We start from the raw sequence: 16040 nt of genomic DNA on the forward strand, positions 1-16040 counted from the left end.
ATGTGTCAAACATGTAATGGCACTGGTGGGCTGGCAATCGAACACAGTTGGGGAATTCAATTTGAACCATGCCCTGACACAAATTGTGATTTTGAGGTTGATAACAGTGATTTGGAAAGGCTGCAGGCATGGTTGGATGAACAGAAGCGACGTGAAAGTGCATGAACACACTATCCTACAGAATGTCTACATTGCAATCAGAGCGAGCTCGCGACAACGTTATTATGCTTGAAGATTTGGAGTTTGCTATATCAAAGCGCCAGCTGCAGAATATCACGGAACTACACAACAAGGGCATGTATTTCACTGATATATCAAAACGAGTCAAACGGGATCCATACGAGGTGCTGCTTGCTATCTTGCATCAATTCAAAAGCGGAAAACCCATGAAACCATTAGGGATCAGGTTGCCGGAGCACAGCAAATGAAGCTGTACATCGTCATCAAAACACACAAGACGGCTGATGGTGATGTGCTGCAGACAGTTTTGACTTATAAAAGCAAGCCTAAACGGTTTGATTATATTGTATTTATTTAAAAAGGAGTGAGCTAGGATGAAAATATATACAGAACAATTGTGTGACTGCAAAAAAGTAGTCGTCCGAAACGGTATAGCCAAAATGATTCACGAATGTGGGTGTGAGGGGATGGACAATGGCTAAAGTCACAGCAACAGTAGTGTTTAAAAACGGAAAGAAATTCAGCTTTGAATGTGATGAAGTAACTACACAAACTAACAATTATGATGGGTCTTTGTTGGCTATGAATTGGAAAGGAGCAAACGAAAAAAGACCACTCCACATTGACATTAATGAAGTTATAGCTGTATGGATAAAAGATAAACAATTGAAGGAGTGAGCGAGGATGAATGATCAGAAACGGTTGGAAGAAATTAAAAATCATTTCTCAAACTGTGCTGATTACGGAAATGTTATCGGCGAACAAGAAGAAAAATTGTTGAATGAGCTTTATGTGCGCATGCGAGACTTAGAAAAAGCTCTTGTTAGATCATACGAATTCAGACGTGATGCGGTTTCCAACCTAATAGAATGCCGCGCCAGAAATATCGAACTCGAAGAAATTAACCTAGAAATGGCAGTAAGACTAAACAACATGACTAAAGAAACGATGCACCGTGCATAAAATGACATCCTCCCTGATCAAGAAAGCTGCGGACAATGGCATTAATCAAAATCAGTTGTATCAGAGATTATATCAAGGGTGGTCACCCGAAAAGGCGGCTACCGCTCCGATAAAGCGTAAAAAGCAGACAGTATTTTACGTCAGAGAAGATAAGAGAGGGCTATTCGATTGGTTATAGGTTAATCTTAACGCTGATTGTACTTGTGGGTGTTTATACAATCACAGAATAAATATAACGATTAATAACGGAGGGCGTTAATCCATGAGAAACACACTGAACGATCTTAATAATCATTTATTTATACAGCTTGAAAGACTAAATGAAGATAATCTCGAAGGAGAAAAGCTTGATAACGAAATTAATCGATCAAAAGCTGTAATGGGAATAGCGAAAAACATCATTGACACGGGCTCTCTTGTGCTAGATGGGCAGAAGTTTATGGATGACAGGATGGATAATGATAAAAAGCTACCTAGGATGCTCGAGGGTGATGATTAATGCACAGATACACAGAGGCACAAAAAGAATTTATTAAAAAAGCTTCCCCTGGCAGATACAACGATGAGATTACTAATTTGTTCAATCAGGAATTCGGAACGAGTTTGTCAGTATGTCAGATTAGAAGCTTTAAAGCAAAACACAAGATCAAGAGCAATGTTCCCCGAAACAGAGTTAAACCAGATTCAGGTCTGTTTACGAAAGAGCAAAAAGAGTTTATTAAAGCAAACGTAAAAGGAGTCTTGAACCGAGAACTAGCTGAACTCGTGAACGAAAAGTTTAATCTTACGATTACAGCTCAACAGATGTTGACTTATAAGAAAAACCACGGTCTTACAAGCGGTGTAAACACGCAATTTAAAAGAGGTCAGGAAGCTTGGAACAAAGGCATAAAAGGTCTTGATCTCGCCGGGGAAAACGGCAAAAAAACACAATTCAAAAAAGGCGATCAACCTCAAAACTATAGGCCAGTGGGCAGTGAACGTATTGACAGCAGAGATGGATACACTCTGATCAAAGTAAAGGATGAAGGTCTATATCAGGATAGATGGCGGCACAAACACGTTGTTGTGTGGGAGAAAGAGAATGGACCAGTGCCTTATGGTTGCGTCATCGTTTTTGCGGATGGAGACAAAAGAAATATTGAAATGAGTAACTTGCTGCTTATCACTCGCAATGAATTGGTCCGAATGAACCAACAAGAGTTGTTTTCAAGCGACTCGAAATTAACAAAAGCAGCTTTAACCATGATAAGACTTGGAAATAAAGTCATAGATCATGAACTTTACGGCGGGGATAGAGACGAGTTTCAAAAACATATTGAAACAGCAAAGAAAAACGGACTATCTGAACAGACGTTTATCACAAGGTTGAAACGAGGTTGGGCGTTGAGTGACGCCTTGTATAAACCACTGCATAGCAGGCCATATGGAAGGAAGGTGAAGTCATGAACGCATACAATATCAAAATTAACGGTAAATGGTTTGTCGAAACAGGCGATGTGGTGGGTATGACTAATTCAGGCGGTTGGTACGACACAGGGAAAGCAACACGGTCGCTGATTTTATCTGATAATCAAGATAAGGCTAAGCAGGTTGAGGGCATGAGAAACCTAAACAGCTACTACAACAAGATATACGATTCAGCAAGAGCAACGGGCATGGAAATAGAAAAATTGACTTTCGTAAAGGTGGGTGAGGTTTAATGGATCTATCAAAACTGGCTCCGATACAAAAGGAATTAGATGACCGGATATTAAAAGAACATGGACTGAAAGGGCAAGAATTAATCAAGAAGAAAACAGTCGCTTTGCTTACGGAATTATATGAATGCGTGAATGATGCCAGGTTCTTTAAGTATTGGAGTAGCAATCAGGCTAAAAAGGCCACTACCTTAGAAGAATATGTTGACACAATGCACTTTGCGATATCAATAGCAAACGATGTAGGATATGCAGAACATGAATATATCGATCCCGGACACATGGATGTGAATGATCTTGTTATTGGACTGACTAATGTCATAACGCTACTCCCAGAAAACAAGATACATAGACATGTCGGGCTTATGTTTAATTTTTTGATCAAGCTGGGAGAACTTCTTGGGTACGATCAAGCGGAAATTGAAGCTGCATACCTCGAAAAGAATAAGGAAAACCACACAAGACAAGACGATGGCTATTAAGGAGGGTTGAACCATGGGAAGTTATTTCTGCCCATTGAGGGAAACGGCGTGAGAGTTAAACTATTCGTCCGAAATGATAGACCTATACCCCGGATCGGAGACACCATATGGTGCAACATGGGAGACTATAAGGTTTGGGGCAAGGTCAAGTCGATTGAATCAGTTGTGAGGGACGACCGGATGCGCATTTCTATTATTTACAGAGTCAAAGTCATCAATCGAGATTATATTGGCTTGAAAGTTGTTGAAGGGGCAGAGCATGAATAAAGCAGAGATCAGTCTTGAGGAGGACGCAGTGTACAAAGTTACAGACGGTCAGATCGAAAAGGTAGACACTCCTGGTGAAGGGTATGGAAAGCAGATCATCACTTGGCAGAATGGGAAGCCTACGCACTATGAAGTGAGTTATACGAAAAAGTAAGGAGTGATGAAATTTGAGGTATATCAAAGGTGAAATATTTAGGTATTTCGAGTTTTACAAACAAGAATACTATGCACTAATCAAGGTAAATGAAATGAACAGTGTTGATGCTTACAACAAATCAGTAAGATTATATGTCGAACATGTTGGCGGAGAAAATGTTGCGGAAGTGAAACTGGAAGGCACGCCTAGAGAATTGACCGAAGATGAAGCTTTGTTAAAGTTTATAAAGGCAGATGGGAACAAAGAAGAAAAAGCAGGGTACCTTATAAGTCAATTTAAAATAGCAGATGATGTCACATTATTAGTTGATGGTTTATTGCTTTAATTCGCAGTTTGATTAAAAACTGAATAAGCTACTGGAAAAACCAGGGCACTGATGGACTAGCTTTTAAGCGGTCTGTTGGTGTCCTTTTTATTTTACGGAGGTGTATAAAGATGCAGCAGTTAAGTTTCATGTTGCCCGAAATTGATAGGACAGAGACAAAAAAAGTCGTCGAGAAAGCATTGGAAAGTTACAAAGTATATTTATTGATGGATCCAGAAGAATTACAGCCTAAAGTAACATCTTCTCTCAAACTTGTACCAGCTGCACCAAGTAATCAATTTCATTCGACCACAGAGGAAGTTGCGGTCAAAAAAATTGATATGGAACGAAAAAGAAAAGAATACATCAACCGTATCCGTAAAGCAGTCAATCGACTCAATTATTATGAACGATCAATTGTATTAAAACGTTACCTTAATAGTGATGATGTATATGATTATGAGGTGTACAACGAGCTTGGTTTCAGTGAAAGAAAGTATTACAGGGTAAAATCACGGGCATTCTATAAGCTTGCATTTATTTTGCGTATTGAGGTTTATAAAGAGGATGGTGAAAACAAATGAATTTTGTACAACCGATAAGAGATCCAGAATATATTAGGGTGATTAAGAAGTTTTTGAAAGAAAAGAATGAGCGTAACTACATGCTATTTCTCACAGGGATTAATTCAGGTCTAAGGATATCAGATATATTAAAACTACGGGTATCTGATGTGAGAAGACCTTACTTCAATATTAAAGAACAGAAGACGAGCAAAGCAAAAAGAATCGCTATGACACCATTACTGCAAAGAGAGTTAAAAGCGTACACAGAAGGCAAGGAAGATCATGAGTACCTTTTTAAAAGCCGGGAGGGGTTAATAAGCCAATTGGCCGGAGCATGGCCTATAAAATACTAAGAGAAGCTGCTGATTATGTTAGCTTGGAAGGCATCGGCACCCATACGTTAAGAAAAACATTTGGTTATCATTTCTATAAGCAATATAAAGACCCGGCACTACTGCAGGAGATCTTTAATCATTCAAGTGAAGATATAACGTTAAGATATATCGGCGTCAATCAGGATATTATGGATAAGGCCATAAAAGACTTCAAGATATAGCTCATCGTTTTAACCAGGTGAGCTTATTTTTTATTATCCCTATTAGTTCCCTTTAATTTACATACGTGTAACTCATTTTAGGCAAATATGCTAGAATGATGTATATCAAGGGGTTTGCCTGTATCGCTGAATTACACACTATATAAGATATGGGTAATTAAAAGAGGAGGTCAAGTAATTGATGAAGGTAAATAAAACATTGGTGGGAATAGGGATATTGTGTTTAATATTATTATCGCCACTGTCTGACGCTATTGCAGAGTCTAGTGTTAGCGAGGGTGTTATATTGGAAACTCAGCTTAATAATTATAAAGAACTATATGAGAACCAGAAGGAATATAATGAAAAAATACTTACCACTATTTACTGGTCACTAGGAACAATGGTTGTATTTATAGTTTTGTTTGTTGGGGCGAACTTTATATACAATAGAAATGAGTTTAAATTCGCTACAAACATTATTAAGGATGAACTTTTAGAAGAAACTAATACAAAATTGTATGAGATTACTGATAAAGCAAAAGGTGATTTAGATAAAATTAGTAATAATAAAGTAAAGCATTTGGACAGCTACATCGAATCAGAAATTGAAAAAATATCTAATCTATATGAAGATAATATAGGCAAACTAAATAAAGATATATTTTCACTTAAAGGCGAAATACATGATCTGAAGGCTACATATTGGAGGGAAACCAAAGTTTACCTTAACGAATTTTCTAGTTTGATTGAAGCTATTAAGTTTAAGCACTATGCTGGAGAAACTTTTATACATACGTTAGAAGATTTAGTAAAAGTATTAAAAAAAATTGAAGTAGATGACCTCCACGCAATAGATAAAAAGAGTCTTAGTACAATTTTACCATTTTTGGGTGATGAACATAGGTTTAACAAATACTTTATTGAATCGTATTTAAGAGGAAAAGATTAGTATGATAGGAAAATGGCAGACTAATGACAGAATAAATGCAGGTTAAACCAGTATAAAAGCGTTATTATGTCAGTATAGGCAATCTGCAAACCCGATATAATATCATACAACGATCTTAGCGGGGAGCAGATGAATTACAAACCTGCCACAGCAATTCTCCAGGCCGTCTGCGGAAACAGGCGGCCAAAAACAATATATTGTGTTATGTAGACTACTATATCTTTGGGTTGCATGTGGCAGAAAATTAGTGAATTCCCCGAATATGTATTGTATAATTTAACCAGTACATATTTGGGGGAGATTAAATGAGCAAGGAAAAAGAAAGCATTCATAGGAGAACTTGGTTTATAATTTTGATGTTATTTATAGTCCCGCCATTAGGAATTGCTTTTTTGTGGGTAAGCGGAAAATTCAACAAGGTTACTAGGATTGTGATCACGGTCTTTTTTTCGATATTGACAATAGGTGCACTAGCGACTATGGATGAAGAAGAAACCTCACAAGGTGACCAAGATCGAGAACCTGAACAAGAACAACCAGAGGAAGTTGCATCTGAGGAAAGTGAAGACAAGCCAGAAGCGACAGATGTTTCCTCTGAAGAGGTAGAGGATAAAGAATCTGAGGTCGAAGAGGTCACCGAAGAGGAACCAATAGAGCCTACACCAAAAGAAAAAATGTTTGCAGACATTCTCGATCTTATCGATGAGGGAAAGGCTTTTGACACAGGATCGTATATAAAAGGAGATATACCCAAAGGCGAGTATGCTTTTGTTAGATTTGATGGTAGCGGTCAATATTACAGCGAAGAAGACTCCTCGGGTAACATAATCGGAAACGAAAACTTCGATAGTTTTGGTTATGTTCAAGTCCATGAAGCAGGAAACATTGAGAGTAGAGGGGCATTGATAAATGTTGATGCCTTAAATGATTTAGATGCTTCAGGAGCAAAAGAAATCTATGAAGTACTGAATGATTTGGAAGATTATAAAGATGCGGGTTGGTATAAAGTGGGAGTGGATATTGACCCAGGAGAATACATCATCGAAAGCTATGGAGAAGCTTATGCTGCTGTGATGTCAGGACCTGTCGGGAATGATGGTATTGTTGATAACAATATTTTTAATGGACGATATTCAGTTAATGTTTCAGAAGGTCAGTACTTGGTTGTATCAAAGGGAACTATTACTACAGAATAAATGCATATCAAAAGAACATCTCATGAAGAGGTGTTCTTTTTTATGGGAGTGATTTTCGTGATTGATCAGCTATCAATAAAGAATAAATTAAAAGGTCTGTGTGAAAGATGTGATTCAATAGGTGCTATAAAATTCCAAACTAAGCACCACACCGGAAACATAGTCGAGACTTATTTCACATGTGACAATTGTGGTGATCACGTAACCTGTTTCGTCACTGACCCAGTTGTCCGTAAAAAGCAAAAAGAGATAAAGAAACTTATAGGACCTAAATATATTTTAGATAGGATCAGACTTAACAACGACATAGAACGACGGATGAAGGTATTGAAGCAGAGGTTTGCCAATGGCAGTGTATAGACCTAAAAGGCCATGCAGTGCTCCGGGGTGCAGTGTGCTGACAGATAAGACATACTGTGACGATCATGATAAGCAGCGCATGAAAGATGATGATTACGGTAGAGACACAGCCCACCAAAGAGGATATGACCACCGCTGGCAGAAATACCGCGTTATGTTTTTAAGGCGGAACCCTCTGTGTGTTCATTGTACTGACAGTGGTATGACTGTACCCGCCACGGAGGTAGACCACATCGTCCCCCATCGTGGTGACAGGGATTTATTTTGGGATCCAAACAATCATCAAGGTTTGTGTAAGTCTTGTCATAGCAAGAAGACACGAAAAGGTTTGTGATTGTTGAAAGACAATAAAACAAACTCAAATGAAAATCAACATAAAAACAAACATTTTATGACGAAATCACATTTAAAGTTAGCATTTTCGGTAAAAAATCAACAATCGCCAAGGGGGAGGGGGGGCAAAATCCCTACGAGCCGATCGTTAAAGACCGTAGCGCCCCCTTCACGCGAATTTTTTTCCGTTTTCAAAACTATTTTCAGGGAGGTGTAATCATGTCCGGCAGAAAAAAACAGCCACTGGCCGTTATCCAGGGAAAAGGTAAGTCTAATCACATAACAAAAGAAGAAGCTAAAGAACGGCAAAGGCAAGAAGATAAGCTCAAGGGTTCAACTGATAAAATAGCGCCACCTTCTTATCTTACCAAAAAGCAAAAAGAAGAATTTACCGAGCTGGCAACGGAGCTGACAGAGTTAGGTATTTTTTCAAATCTTGATGTGGACTTCTTGGCTAGGTACATTGATGCTAAAACAGAATATGTAAAAGTCGCTAGAGAAATGAGAAAGATGAAGGCTACAGAAAAACTGGTTATTGACGAACATGGAACAAAAAGAACATTTGCCAATAAAGATTATGGCAGCTTGAACCGAATGAGGAACATATTATTCGCTGACTGTAAATCAGCTGCATCCGAACTCGGTCTGTCAATTACATCTCGCCTGAAGTTAGTTATTCCGGAAAGAGAAGGCGAAGAAGATCAAACCCCTATGGAAAAGTTTATGAAGAAGCGTGGTAGCAATGCATGATAAAGAGCGCGCGTTAGAACCGATTGAATTTATGCAAATGTTAAAAGCGGTTGACGATTTCCATGGTCAGCCGTTTTTATTATTGGATTGGCAGTACGATATTATTTGGGACGTATACGGAACCGTAAAAGAAGATGGATATAGACAATATCGGTATTCTTATCTGGAAGTTCCTAAGAAAAATGGTAAGACAACCTTAATCGCGGGGCTTTCTCTTTACCACCTTGTGTGCGATCCCCCCGGTGGACAGATATATTGTTGTGCAGCAGACAGGCAACAAGCCGAACTTGTTTACAGGGCAGCAGTAGGCATGATAGATCAAGACGAAGCACTCGAGGGTGCGTTAAAAGTCTTAGACAGTAAAAAGGAGATTATCAATCGGGCAACTGGAACAACCATGAAAGTGTTGTCTGCTGAAGCATATACGAAACACGGCATTAACCCGACAGTAGTCATATTTGATGAACTTCACGCACAGCCTAACCGCGAATTGTGGGACGTCATGACGTTTGGTGCAGGTGCCGCTCGTAAAGAACCTTTATGGTGGGTTATTACCACGGCTGGAGACGATCCAGACAGACACTCAATCGGCTGGGAAGTACACGAACAGGCTATGAAGATACGTGATGGTGAATTAAAAGATCCGACTTGGTATGTTAAGATATTCGGTGCTCCAGAAGATGCTGATATTTTTGATGAAGAAGTTTGGCATGAAGCAAATCCATCACTCGGACACACGATTAGCATTGAATCAGTCAGGCAAGAGGCTAACTCGGCTCGAAACTCCGAGAATGCGGAAAAACTATTCAGATGGTTAAGGCTGAATCAATGGGTGTCTTTAAAAAGTATTGGATGGCAACCCCTCACCTTGTGGGATAGTAGTGTGGGTAAATGGGGGTTATCTGATCTTGTTGGAAAGAAGTGCTACATCGGATTGGATTTATCGAGCACAACAGATATTACAGCTGCATGTTACTTGTTCCCGCCGCAAAAAGGCATGGACGACTGGCGCGCAATATATGACTCATGGATTCCCGAAGATAACATGAAAGAACGCGTTAATCGTGATCACGTCCCTTATGATCAATGGGTTAATGATGAACACATGTTTGCGACTCCCGGGAACGTCGTTGACTATGATTTTGTTGAATCGCGGATCATAAACATGAGCAAGCAATACAACATAACCATGCTTGGCACAGACCCTTGGAATAGTCGCATGCTTACACAAAGGCTAATGCGCGAAGGTGTGGAAGTCATTGAGATACAACAGAATATGAAAAACATGAGCCCATCCATGAAAGCTATTGAACAGCTTATGAAACGTGGCGACATGACGCATGAAGCAAATCCCGTTGCTCGTTGGTGCTGGGGCAACGTTGTTATAGCGACTGACGGTAACGAAAACATAAAACCAATGAAAAACAAATCAAGAGAGCGAATTGACGTGACTGTTGCGCTTATCAACGCAATGGCAACTGCTATTGTGATGGGTGAATCGGTTGATTCGGTGTACAAGAGTCGCGGAATCAGAGTTTTATAAGGAGGTGCTGCCGTTTGGATTTATCCGATATTTTAATCATACTTGGCCTGATCTTGTTCGGGATCGGGTGCTATATTCTATCACCACCGATTGCATTTATCGCAACCGGAGCGGTGATTTTTATTTTGGGTTTATTCGGCGCACTAAGGCCGAAGGGTGGTGATGATTGATAATGGGAATTTTTAATAAGATGCTTTCAAACAGTACACTAAGTAACCCGCAACAGTGGTTGTCTGACATGTTCAAAGGGAGCGAAACTTCATCCGGGGTATCGATCAACGAGGAAACGGCCATGAACATAACATCTGTTTATGCTGCTCAAAAGGTTATATATGAAACTATCGCGTCCTTGCCTTTGTTGATGTATAAGCGCAAAGAAAAAGGAAAGCAACGAGATCCAGACCACCATTTGTATAATCTGCTTCACGACGAGCCGAACGAAGAAATGACGTCATTTACGTTTTTTGAATTGATGCAGCACCACTTGTTGACATGGGGCAACGCCTATGCAGAAAAAGAAGTTGATGGCATGGGTCGCCCGCTCTCTCTATGGCCGTTGAATCCAGCCAAAACGCAAGTATTAAGGAATCCGCAAACAAAAAGACTGGAATATTTCACGACAACGCCGGACGGAATGACATTCAAGATACCCAAGGATCGAATGTTTCACGTTGCGGGGTTGGGTAATGGTATTGTTGGGAAATCCCCGATAAGGATGCACAGAGAAGCGATCGGACTCGCTAAGGCCACCGAAGAATTTGGGGCGAGGTTTTTCGGAGAAGGTGCAACGCCAAGCGGTATAATTGAGTATCCCGGAGCTCTTGATGATGAGGCCTATGAACGTTTTGTGAAAGACACAAGAGACGCTCACAGCGGATTGTCTAAAGCGCACAAGCTGATGATCCTTGAACAAGGTCTTAAATACCATCAAGTTGGAATACCACCAGAGGATGCTCAGTTTTTAGAGACCAGAAAGTTCCAGCTGAACGAGATTGCTAGGATTTATCGGGTTCCGCCACACTTAATTGGCGACTTGGAAAAGGCAACATTCTCAAACATAGAGCATCAAAGCATCGAGTTTGTCACGCACACCATAAGGCCATGGCTCGTGAGGTGGGAGCAGGCCATTAAAATGCAGTTGTTTTTGCCCAGTGAGAAGAAGACACATTTTGCTGAATTTCTTATCGACGGCCTATTACGCGGTGACATTAAGTCACGTTATGAAGCATATGCAATTGCGCGTCAAAATGGTTGGTACTCCGCCAATGACATTAGAGGGTTAGAAAACGACAATCCGTTACCTGAAGGTCAAGGCGGAGACGAGTATTTGGTCAATGGCAACATGATTCCAATTTCAGCAGCACTTAAAGGGGGTGATAATCAATGAAAAAGATAAGCGTGCGCGGTCCGATCATACCAAATAACGATCAATGGATATATGATTTATTCGGCATCGAGGCTACGAGCCCCAGTAAAGTGCAATCAGAATTAGAAGGAACCGGAGATGTAGAATTGGAAATTAATTCTGGCGGCGGATCTGTTTTCGACGGTTCCGACATCTATACGATGCTGAGAGATCACAAAGGGAACGTCACTGGAAAAGTCATGGGTCTTGCCGCATCCGCCGCATCAGTAATCGCAATGGCCGCAGACAATCTCATGATGTCACCCACGGCTCAGATGATGATGCACAACGCATCATCAATCGCAATTGGGGATTATCGGGACTTTGAGCATGAATCCGAAGTTCTAAAAAACGTTAATCAGACCATTGCTAATGCATACCGCATGAAAAGTGGCATGAATGATGAACAGCTCTTACAGATGATGGACAAAGAAACATGGCTCACCCCACAACAGGCCAAGGAACATAATTTGATTGACGGCATTATGTTTGAGTCTGAACCAATGATGGTTGCTAGCGTTAACCAATCAGGGTTGTTGCCGCCTGAAGTCATCAACAAGATTAGAAATGAACAACAAAAAAATATATTTAATCAATCCTCTCATGAACAAGAACATGACGAGGATTTTTATATGCACAATTTGCGAAAGAAAAAACTTGAAATAATAAACAAGGAGGTCATTTAATTATGACAATTGCAGAAATGCGCGAGAGACGCGGTAAATTAGTAAACCAGGCACGTGAGTTGGTCAACCGTGCTGAAGAAGAAAAACGGGACTTCAATGCAGAGGATCAGCAACAGTACGATCGCATCATGAATGAGGTCGATGAGCTTAAAAACAAAATAGATAGAGAGGAGCAGTTGTCCGGTCTTGAGAATCAACTGAATGAACCAGTTAACACACCTAACCGCCCGGAACCAAACCAGCAACCGTCAAACGTTGACCCGCGTGCGTCTGATGAGTACAGAGATGCGTTCTGGAAAGTATTCCGCAATGGCAAGGAAGCATTGCAGCATAACGAATTTAACACACTCATGGATAGCCGAGTGCGTAACTTGGCCGTTGGTACAGATGCAAACGGTGGTTATCTAGTACCGGATGAGTTTGAGCGCCAGATTATCCAAGGTCTTGAAGATCAAAATATTATGCGTCAACTGGCAACTGTGATCACTACATCAAGTGGATCTCGTGAAATTCCCGTTGAAACAGATTACGGTACAGCTAACTGGATGGGTGAAAACGAAGCATACACAGAAAGCGATGCGACGTTTGGCCAGAAAGTTCTTGGTGCTCACAAAGCAGGTACAATCATCAAAGTATCAGAAGAACTTCTCAATGACTCTGCTTTTAGCATTGATAATTATGTATCCAATGCTTTTGTTAAACGTTTTGCAAACCTTGAAGAAAAGGCATTTATTGCTGGGACCGGCACAGGTCAGCCTGAAGGAATTGTCGGTGCAGCCGAAATCGGACATACTACAGCGGCCGGACAGGTTGATGCATTAATTGCCGATGACTTTATCGACTTGTATCACAGCTTGAAGCGCCCATACCGTCGTAATGCTTCTTTCTTGGCAAACGATGGCACGGTCAAGGCTATTCGCAAGCTGAAAGATAACGACGGTCAGTATATCTGGCAGCCAGGTCTGCAAGCGGGTGAACCGGATCGTATTTTGCAACGTCCTGTTTATGTTGCTGATGACATGCCTTCACTCGGTGCGAATGAAAAACCGATTGCGTTCGGCGACATGTCCTACTACTGGATCGCTGATCGTCAAGGTCGCGTCATGCAACGTTTAAATGAACTGTATGCAGCAAACGGGCAGGTCGGTTTCCGCATGTTCCAGCGCGTGGATGGGAAACTTATCCTGCCTGAAGCTGTTAAAGTGTTGCAGAATGTTGGTGCATAAACGAGGGGATTTATTCCCCTCTTTCTTTATGAAGGAGGGTCTTTATGAAAGTTAAAATGCTTGTATCAATGGCATCAGAATCTGAAGTTAATAATGTCGGCGATGTAATTGATGTTAAGAAAAGCATAGCTGTAGCTTGGAAAGAAAAAGGCATAGCAGAAATTGTAGAAGAAAAGAAGGAAAAGAAAAAAGGTGATAAGTAATGAATTTAAAAGTTATCACCGAACCGACGGAAAGCGCAGTAAACATCGAATTAGTTAAAGAATTTTTGCGCATTGATTATAACGATGAAGATATGCTGATTCAAACGATGATTGATGCTGCAATTGACCATGCGGAAAAGTTTACGAGACGATCGTTAAACGCAAAAACGTATGAATTAAACGTTAAAGCATCTGATTATATAAGATTGCCTAATCCCCGATTGCCAGCGTGGACCAGGTGAAAATTAATGGTGAGGAAACGACTGAATATCATCAATCAGCAATTGAACCTCATAAGCTGGTGGTCAGCACGCCTGGTGATTATATAGTCAATTACAAAGCGGGATATGAAAAGATTCCGAAGTCTATAGAGCAGGCGGTTTTATTGCTCGTGTCACACTTTTACGAGAATAGAGAAACGGTCATTGTAGGTACCTCCGTGGTGAAAATACCATTTTCAGTTGAATCACTTCTATATCCGTACAAGGGGTGGTTTTAATGCGTCCACTGAGACCGGGTAAATACCGTCATATTGTGTGGGTGCAAAAAAAAGAAAATACACGTAATCCTGACGGTGAGTGGATAACCGAATGGGTTGATTTTAAAAAGAAATTTGCTGATAAAAACCCTCTTAAAACAGAGGATTACTTTAAAGCAAAGGCATCAAACGCCATTACAACCACCGTGTGGAAAATGAGGTACGACAGTTCGATTGTTGGTGATATGCGTATTGTTGAGAAGGACAAATCAGGTAACGTTAAACAATCTTATGAAATAGTTGGCGGCCCACTTGATAGAGAAGGGTTGAATCGTGAACTCGAAATCATCACAGAGGCGGTGGTGCCCTGATGGGTATGGATATGAATGTTGATTTCCGCAACAAGGTTGATCAACTCGGAATGAAAGGCAAGCGCCTGGAAGGTCAAGTGCTGAAACAAGCTGGCGAGGCTTTGGCTGATGGGATAGCAAGTAACATTAACCGATCTTCCAAAAGCGGATCGGGGTATAAACACCTATCCGATTATATTGTCACAAGCAATGTTAAAACAAACAAATTTGGAGAACGCCATATTCAGGTCAGCGCCATCAAGGAATTGGGTTACAGGCTAAAGTTTCTCGAATTGGGTACTTCCAAAATGTCAGCGCAAATGCCAATAGAGAAAGGCGTATCGCAAACAAGGGGAGATGTAGCTCGAATCTTATCGGACGGGCAGAGGAGGATTATGAAACTATGATTAACATGAAATCAATCATTCTGTCTGCCCTCGAAAACAACGCATCCCTTGTTAGTGTTATTGATTCATACAATGGATACCCGGCTATTTTTCCTAATAAATCACCCACCAACCAAGACTTTGATAATTATGTTACTTACCAACTCATAAATAATGTAAATGTTGATTATGGAGATAACAAGGCGATCAGAGAGTACATTCATTTCCAAGTATCTGGGTTTGTCAGAAATGCATCAACAACAACGATTGGTCAAGAGATATCGAACTCTATGGAATCAATTGGTTTTTATCGTACCTATATCGGAGAGATTTACGAATCCGATACAGGTTATACACACGTTTCCACACGATGGAAAACGAAGATCAGAAAGGGGAATAAATAATGTATCAAACAGGTTTAAAGAATTTTCACTTTGCGCCGCTTACAAGCGATGACGACACTGGAACGGTATACGACACTCCTTCCAAATTGTCAGAGGCAGTATCAGCATCCGTCGAACCCAACACAGCCACAGGGCGTCATTTTGGTGATAATGAGGTTGTGGCCACAGCCAGTAAACTTAATTATGTAACAGTTAATATCGACATGACCACGTTAACGGCTGAGGATGAAGCGTTATTGCTGGGAAAGACACTTGATGACGATGGCGTTCTTAAAGAAAAGGGCGGAAAACCTCCATACGGCGCCTTTGGATTTGAGGTCACGATGGATGACGGATCTAGTGAGTTCTGGTGGTTGTTAAAGGGAAAGTTCCAAGAGCCCACGCGGTCCCAGAACACTGAAACTGATTCGATTGAATTCGGAACGCCTTCAATGTCTGGCGAATTCATCCGAAGAAAATCGGACAAAGAATGGAAGTTTGTTGGCAATGAATCTAACACAGGGTTCACATCTGGGGGAACTTGGTTTGATAAAGTATATGAAAAGCCGGTGGGTCCCTAATATTATTACGACACACTTTATTTAAAAGAGCGGTTCATTCCGCTCTTTTTACAT

At 40.6% G+C, this 16040-nt stretch carries 28 protein-coding genes and 1 pseudogene; all 29 read left to right on the plus strand.

Annotated features, from left to right (window positions below; genetic code table 11):
* The 29 genes and pseudogenes from JNUCC1_RS15340 (at position 1) to JNUCC1_RS15475 (ending at position 15986) form a co-directional block, all read left to right on the plus strand.
* Entirely contained in the window at positions 1–165 is a 165-nt protein-coding gene (locus JNUCC1_RS15340; protein ID WP_156646251.1) for a hypothetical protein, read from the plus strand.
* Complete coding sequence (locus JNUCC1_RS18345; protein ID WP_197431766.1) at positions 162–428, plus strand: hypothetical protein; 267 nt, start codon at positions 162–164, stop codon at positions 426–428. Before JNUCC1_RS15340 ends, JNUCC1_RS18345 begins: the two co-directional genes overlap by 4 nt.
* Before the next feature lie 226 nt (positions 429–654).
* Complete coding sequence (locus tag JNUCC1_RS15345; protein WP_156646253.1) at positions 655–858, plus strand: hypothetical protein; 204 nt, start codon at positions 655–657, stop codon at positions 856–858.
* A 6-nt stretch (positions 859–864) separates the two neighbouring features.
* Complete coding sequence (locus JNUCC1_RS15350; protein WP_156646255.1) at positions 865–1143, plus strand: hypothetical protein; 279 nt, start codon at positions 865–867, stop codon at positions 1141–1143.
* 262 nt (positions 1144–1405) lie between these two features.
* Positions 1406–1642 carry a hypothetical protein gene (locus tag JNUCC1_RS15355; protein WP_156646257.1) on the plus strand — a complete coding sequence of 79 codons (237 nt, stop codon included), beginning with the start codon at positions 1406–1408 and terminating at the stop codon, positions 1640–1642.
* Entirely contained in the window at positions 1642–2592 is a 951-nt protein-coding gene (locus tag JNUCC1_RS15360; RefSeq protein ID WP_156646259.1) for an HNH endonuclease signature motif containing protein, read from the plus strand. The genes JNUCC1_RS15355 and JNUCC1_RS15360 overlap by 1 nt, the downstream gene beginning before the upstream one ends.
* On the plus strand, positions 2589–2846 hold the full coding sequence (locus JNUCC1_RS15365) for a hypothetical protein (RefSeq protein WP_156646260.1): 258 nt from the start codon (positions 2589–2591) through the stop codon (positions 2844–2846). The genes JNUCC1_RS15360 and JNUCC1_RS15365 overlap by 4 nt, the downstream gene beginning before the upstream one ends.
* Positions 2846–3325 (plus strand): dUTP diphosphatase, encoded by a 480-nt coding sequence (locus JNUCC1_RS15370; protein WP_156646261.1) that lies wholly within the window; start codon positions 2846–2848, stop codon positions 3323–3325. Before JNUCC1_RS15365 ends, JNUCC1_RS15370 begins: the two co-directional genes overlap by 1 nt.
* Before the next feature lie 6 nt (positions 3326–3331).
* On the plus strand, positions 3332–3592 hold the full coding sequence (locus JNUCC1_RS15375) for a hypothetical protein (protein ID WP_156646262.1): 261 nt from the start codon (positions 3332–3334) through the stop codon (positions 3590–3592).
* Complete coding sequence (locus tag JNUCC1_RS15380) at positions 3585–3746, plus strand: DUF3954 domain-containing protein (RefSeq protein ID WP_156646263.1); 162 nt, start codon at positions 3585–3587, stop codon at positions 3744–3746. Before JNUCC1_RS15375 ends, JNUCC1_RS15380 begins: the two co-directional genes overlap by 8 nt.
* Before the next feature lie 13 nt (positions 3747–3759).
* Positions 3760–4074 (plus strand): hypothetical protein, encoded by a 315-nt coding sequence (locus JNUCC1_RS15385; RefSeq protein ID WP_156646264.1) that lies wholly within the window; start codon positions 3760–3762, stop codon positions 4072–4074.
* Positions 4075–4184: 110 nt separating this feature from the next.
* Positions 4185–4637, plus strand: coding sequence for an ArpU family phage packaging/lysis transcriptional regulator (locus JNUCC1_RS15390; RefSeq protein WP_156646266.1), 453 nt, complete (start codon positions 4185–4187; stop codon positions 4635–4637).
* Positions 4634–5175 (plus strand): annotated as a pseudogene (locus tag JNUCC1_RS15395) (site-specific integrase). Before JNUCC1_RS15390 ends, JNUCC1_RS15395 begins: the two are co-directional and overlap by 4 nt.
* Positions 5176–5353: 178 nt before the next feature.
* Positions 5354–6106 (plus strand): hypothetical protein, encoded by a 753-nt coding sequence (locus JNUCC1_RS15400; RefSeq protein WP_156646268.1) that lies wholly within the window; start codon positions 5354–5356, stop codon positions 6104–6106.
* A gap of 305 nt (positions 6107–6411) precedes the next feature.
* Entirely contained in the window at positions 6412–7302 is an 891-nt protein-coding gene (locus JNUCC1_RS15405; RefSeq protein ID WP_156646270.1) for a hypothetical protein, read from the plus strand.
* A 514-nt stretch (positions 7303–7816) separates the two neighbouring features.
* A complete protein-coding gene (locus tag JNUCC1_RS18835) occupies positions 7817–7996 on the plus strand; it encodes an HNH endonuclease (RefSeq protein WP_269448179.1) in 180 nt (59 codons plus the stop codon).
* A gap of 218 nt (positions 7997–8214) precedes the next feature.
* Positions 8215–8745 carry a phage terminase small subunit P27 family gene (locus JNUCC1_RS15415; protein ID WP_156646273.1) on the plus strand — a complete coding sequence of 177 codons (531 nt, stop codon included), beginning with the start codon at positions 8215–8217 and terminating at the stop codon, positions 8743–8745.
* Positions 8738–10288: a terminase large subunit gene (locus tag JNUCC1_RS15420; protein WP_156646275.1), complete on the plus strand. Its 1551-nt coding sequence runs from the start codon at positions 8738–8740 to the stop codon at positions 10286–10288. Before JNUCC1_RS15415 ends, JNUCC1_RS15420 begins: the two co-directional genes overlap by 8 nt.
* Positions 10289–10302: 14 nt before the next feature.
* Positions 10303–10458, plus strand: coding sequence for a hypothetical protein (locus JNUCC1_RS15425; RefSeq protein WP_156646278.1), 156 nt, complete (start codon positions 10303–10305; stop codon positions 10456–10458).
* A 2-nt stretch (positions 10459–10460) separates the two neighbouring features.
* Positions 10461–11675 carry a phage portal protein gene (locus tag JNUCC1_RS15430; protein ID WP_156646280.1) on the plus strand — a complete coding sequence of 405 codons (1215 nt, stop codon included), beginning with the start codon at positions 10461–10463 and terminating at the stop codon, positions 11673–11675.
* A complete protein-coding gene (locus JNUCC1_RS15435; protein ID WP_156646282.1) occupies positions 11672–12379 on the plus strand; it encodes a head maturation protease, ClpP-related in 708 nt (235 codons plus the stop codon). Before JNUCC1_RS15430 ends, JNUCC1_RS15435 begins: the two co-directional genes overlap by 4 nt.
* Before the next feature lie 2 nt (positions 12380–12381).
* Entirely contained in the window at positions 12382–13605 is a 1224-nt protein-coding gene (locus tag JNUCC1_RS15440; RefSeq protein WP_156646284.1) for a phage major capsid protein, read from the plus strand.
* Between the two features lie 44 nt (positions 13606–13649).
* Entirely contained in the window at positions 13650–13808 is a 159-nt protein-coding gene (locus JNUCC1_RS15445; RefSeq protein ID WP_156646286.1) for a hypothetical protein, read from the plus strand.
* Positions 13808–14050, plus strand: a complete 243-nt coding sequence (locus tag JNUCC1_RS15450) for a head-tail connector protein (RefSeq protein WP_156646288.1) — start codon at positions 13808–13810, stop codon at positions 14048–14050. The genes JNUCC1_RS15445 and JNUCC1_RS15450 overlap by 1 nt, the downstream gene beginning before the upstream one ends.
* Complete coding sequence (locus JNUCC1_RS15455; RefSeq protein ID WP_331713821.1) at positions 14047–14307, plus strand: head-tail connector protein; 261 nt, start codon at positions 14047–14049, stop codon at positions 14305–14307. Before JNUCC1_RS15450 ends, JNUCC1_RS15455 begins: the two co-directional genes overlap by 4 nt.
* On the plus strand, positions 14307–14657 hold the full coding sequence (locus JNUCC1_RS15460) for a phage head closure protein (protein WP_156646290.1): 351 nt from the start codon (positions 14307–14309) through the stop codon (positions 14655–14657). Before JNUCC1_RS15455 ends, JNUCC1_RS15460 begins: the two co-directional genes overlap by 1 nt.
* Positions 14657–15043, plus strand: a complete 387-nt coding sequence (locus JNUCC1_RS15465; RefSeq protein WP_156646292.1) for an HK97-gp10 family putative phage morphogenesis protein — start codon at positions 14657–14659, stop codon at positions 15041–15043. The genes JNUCC1_RS15460 and JNUCC1_RS15465 overlap by 1 nt, the downstream gene beginning before the upstream one ends.
* Complete coding sequence (locus JNUCC1_RS15470; protein ID WP_156646294.1) at positions 15040–15426, plus strand: hypothetical protein; 387 nt, start codon at positions 15040–15042, stop codon at positions 15424–15426. Before JNUCC1_RS15465 ends, JNUCC1_RS15470 begins: the two co-directional genes overlap by 4 nt.
* The gene (locus JNUCC1_RS15475) at positions 15426–15986 is read left to right on the plus strand and encodes a major tail protein (RefSeq protein ID WP_156646296.1); all 561 of its coding nucleotides are present in this window, start codon (positions 15426–15428) and stop codon (positions 15984–15986) included. The genes JNUCC1_RS15470 and JNUCC1_RS15475 overlap by 1 nt, the downstream gene beginning before the upstream one ends.
* The last annotated feature ends 54 nt before the right edge of the window (positions 15987–16040 follow it).

Origin of the sequence: Lentibacillus sp. JNUCC-1 (assembly GCF_009741735.1) — a bacterium.
GTDB lineage: Bacteria > Bacillota > Bacilli > Bacillales > Amphibacillaceae > Lentibacillus_B.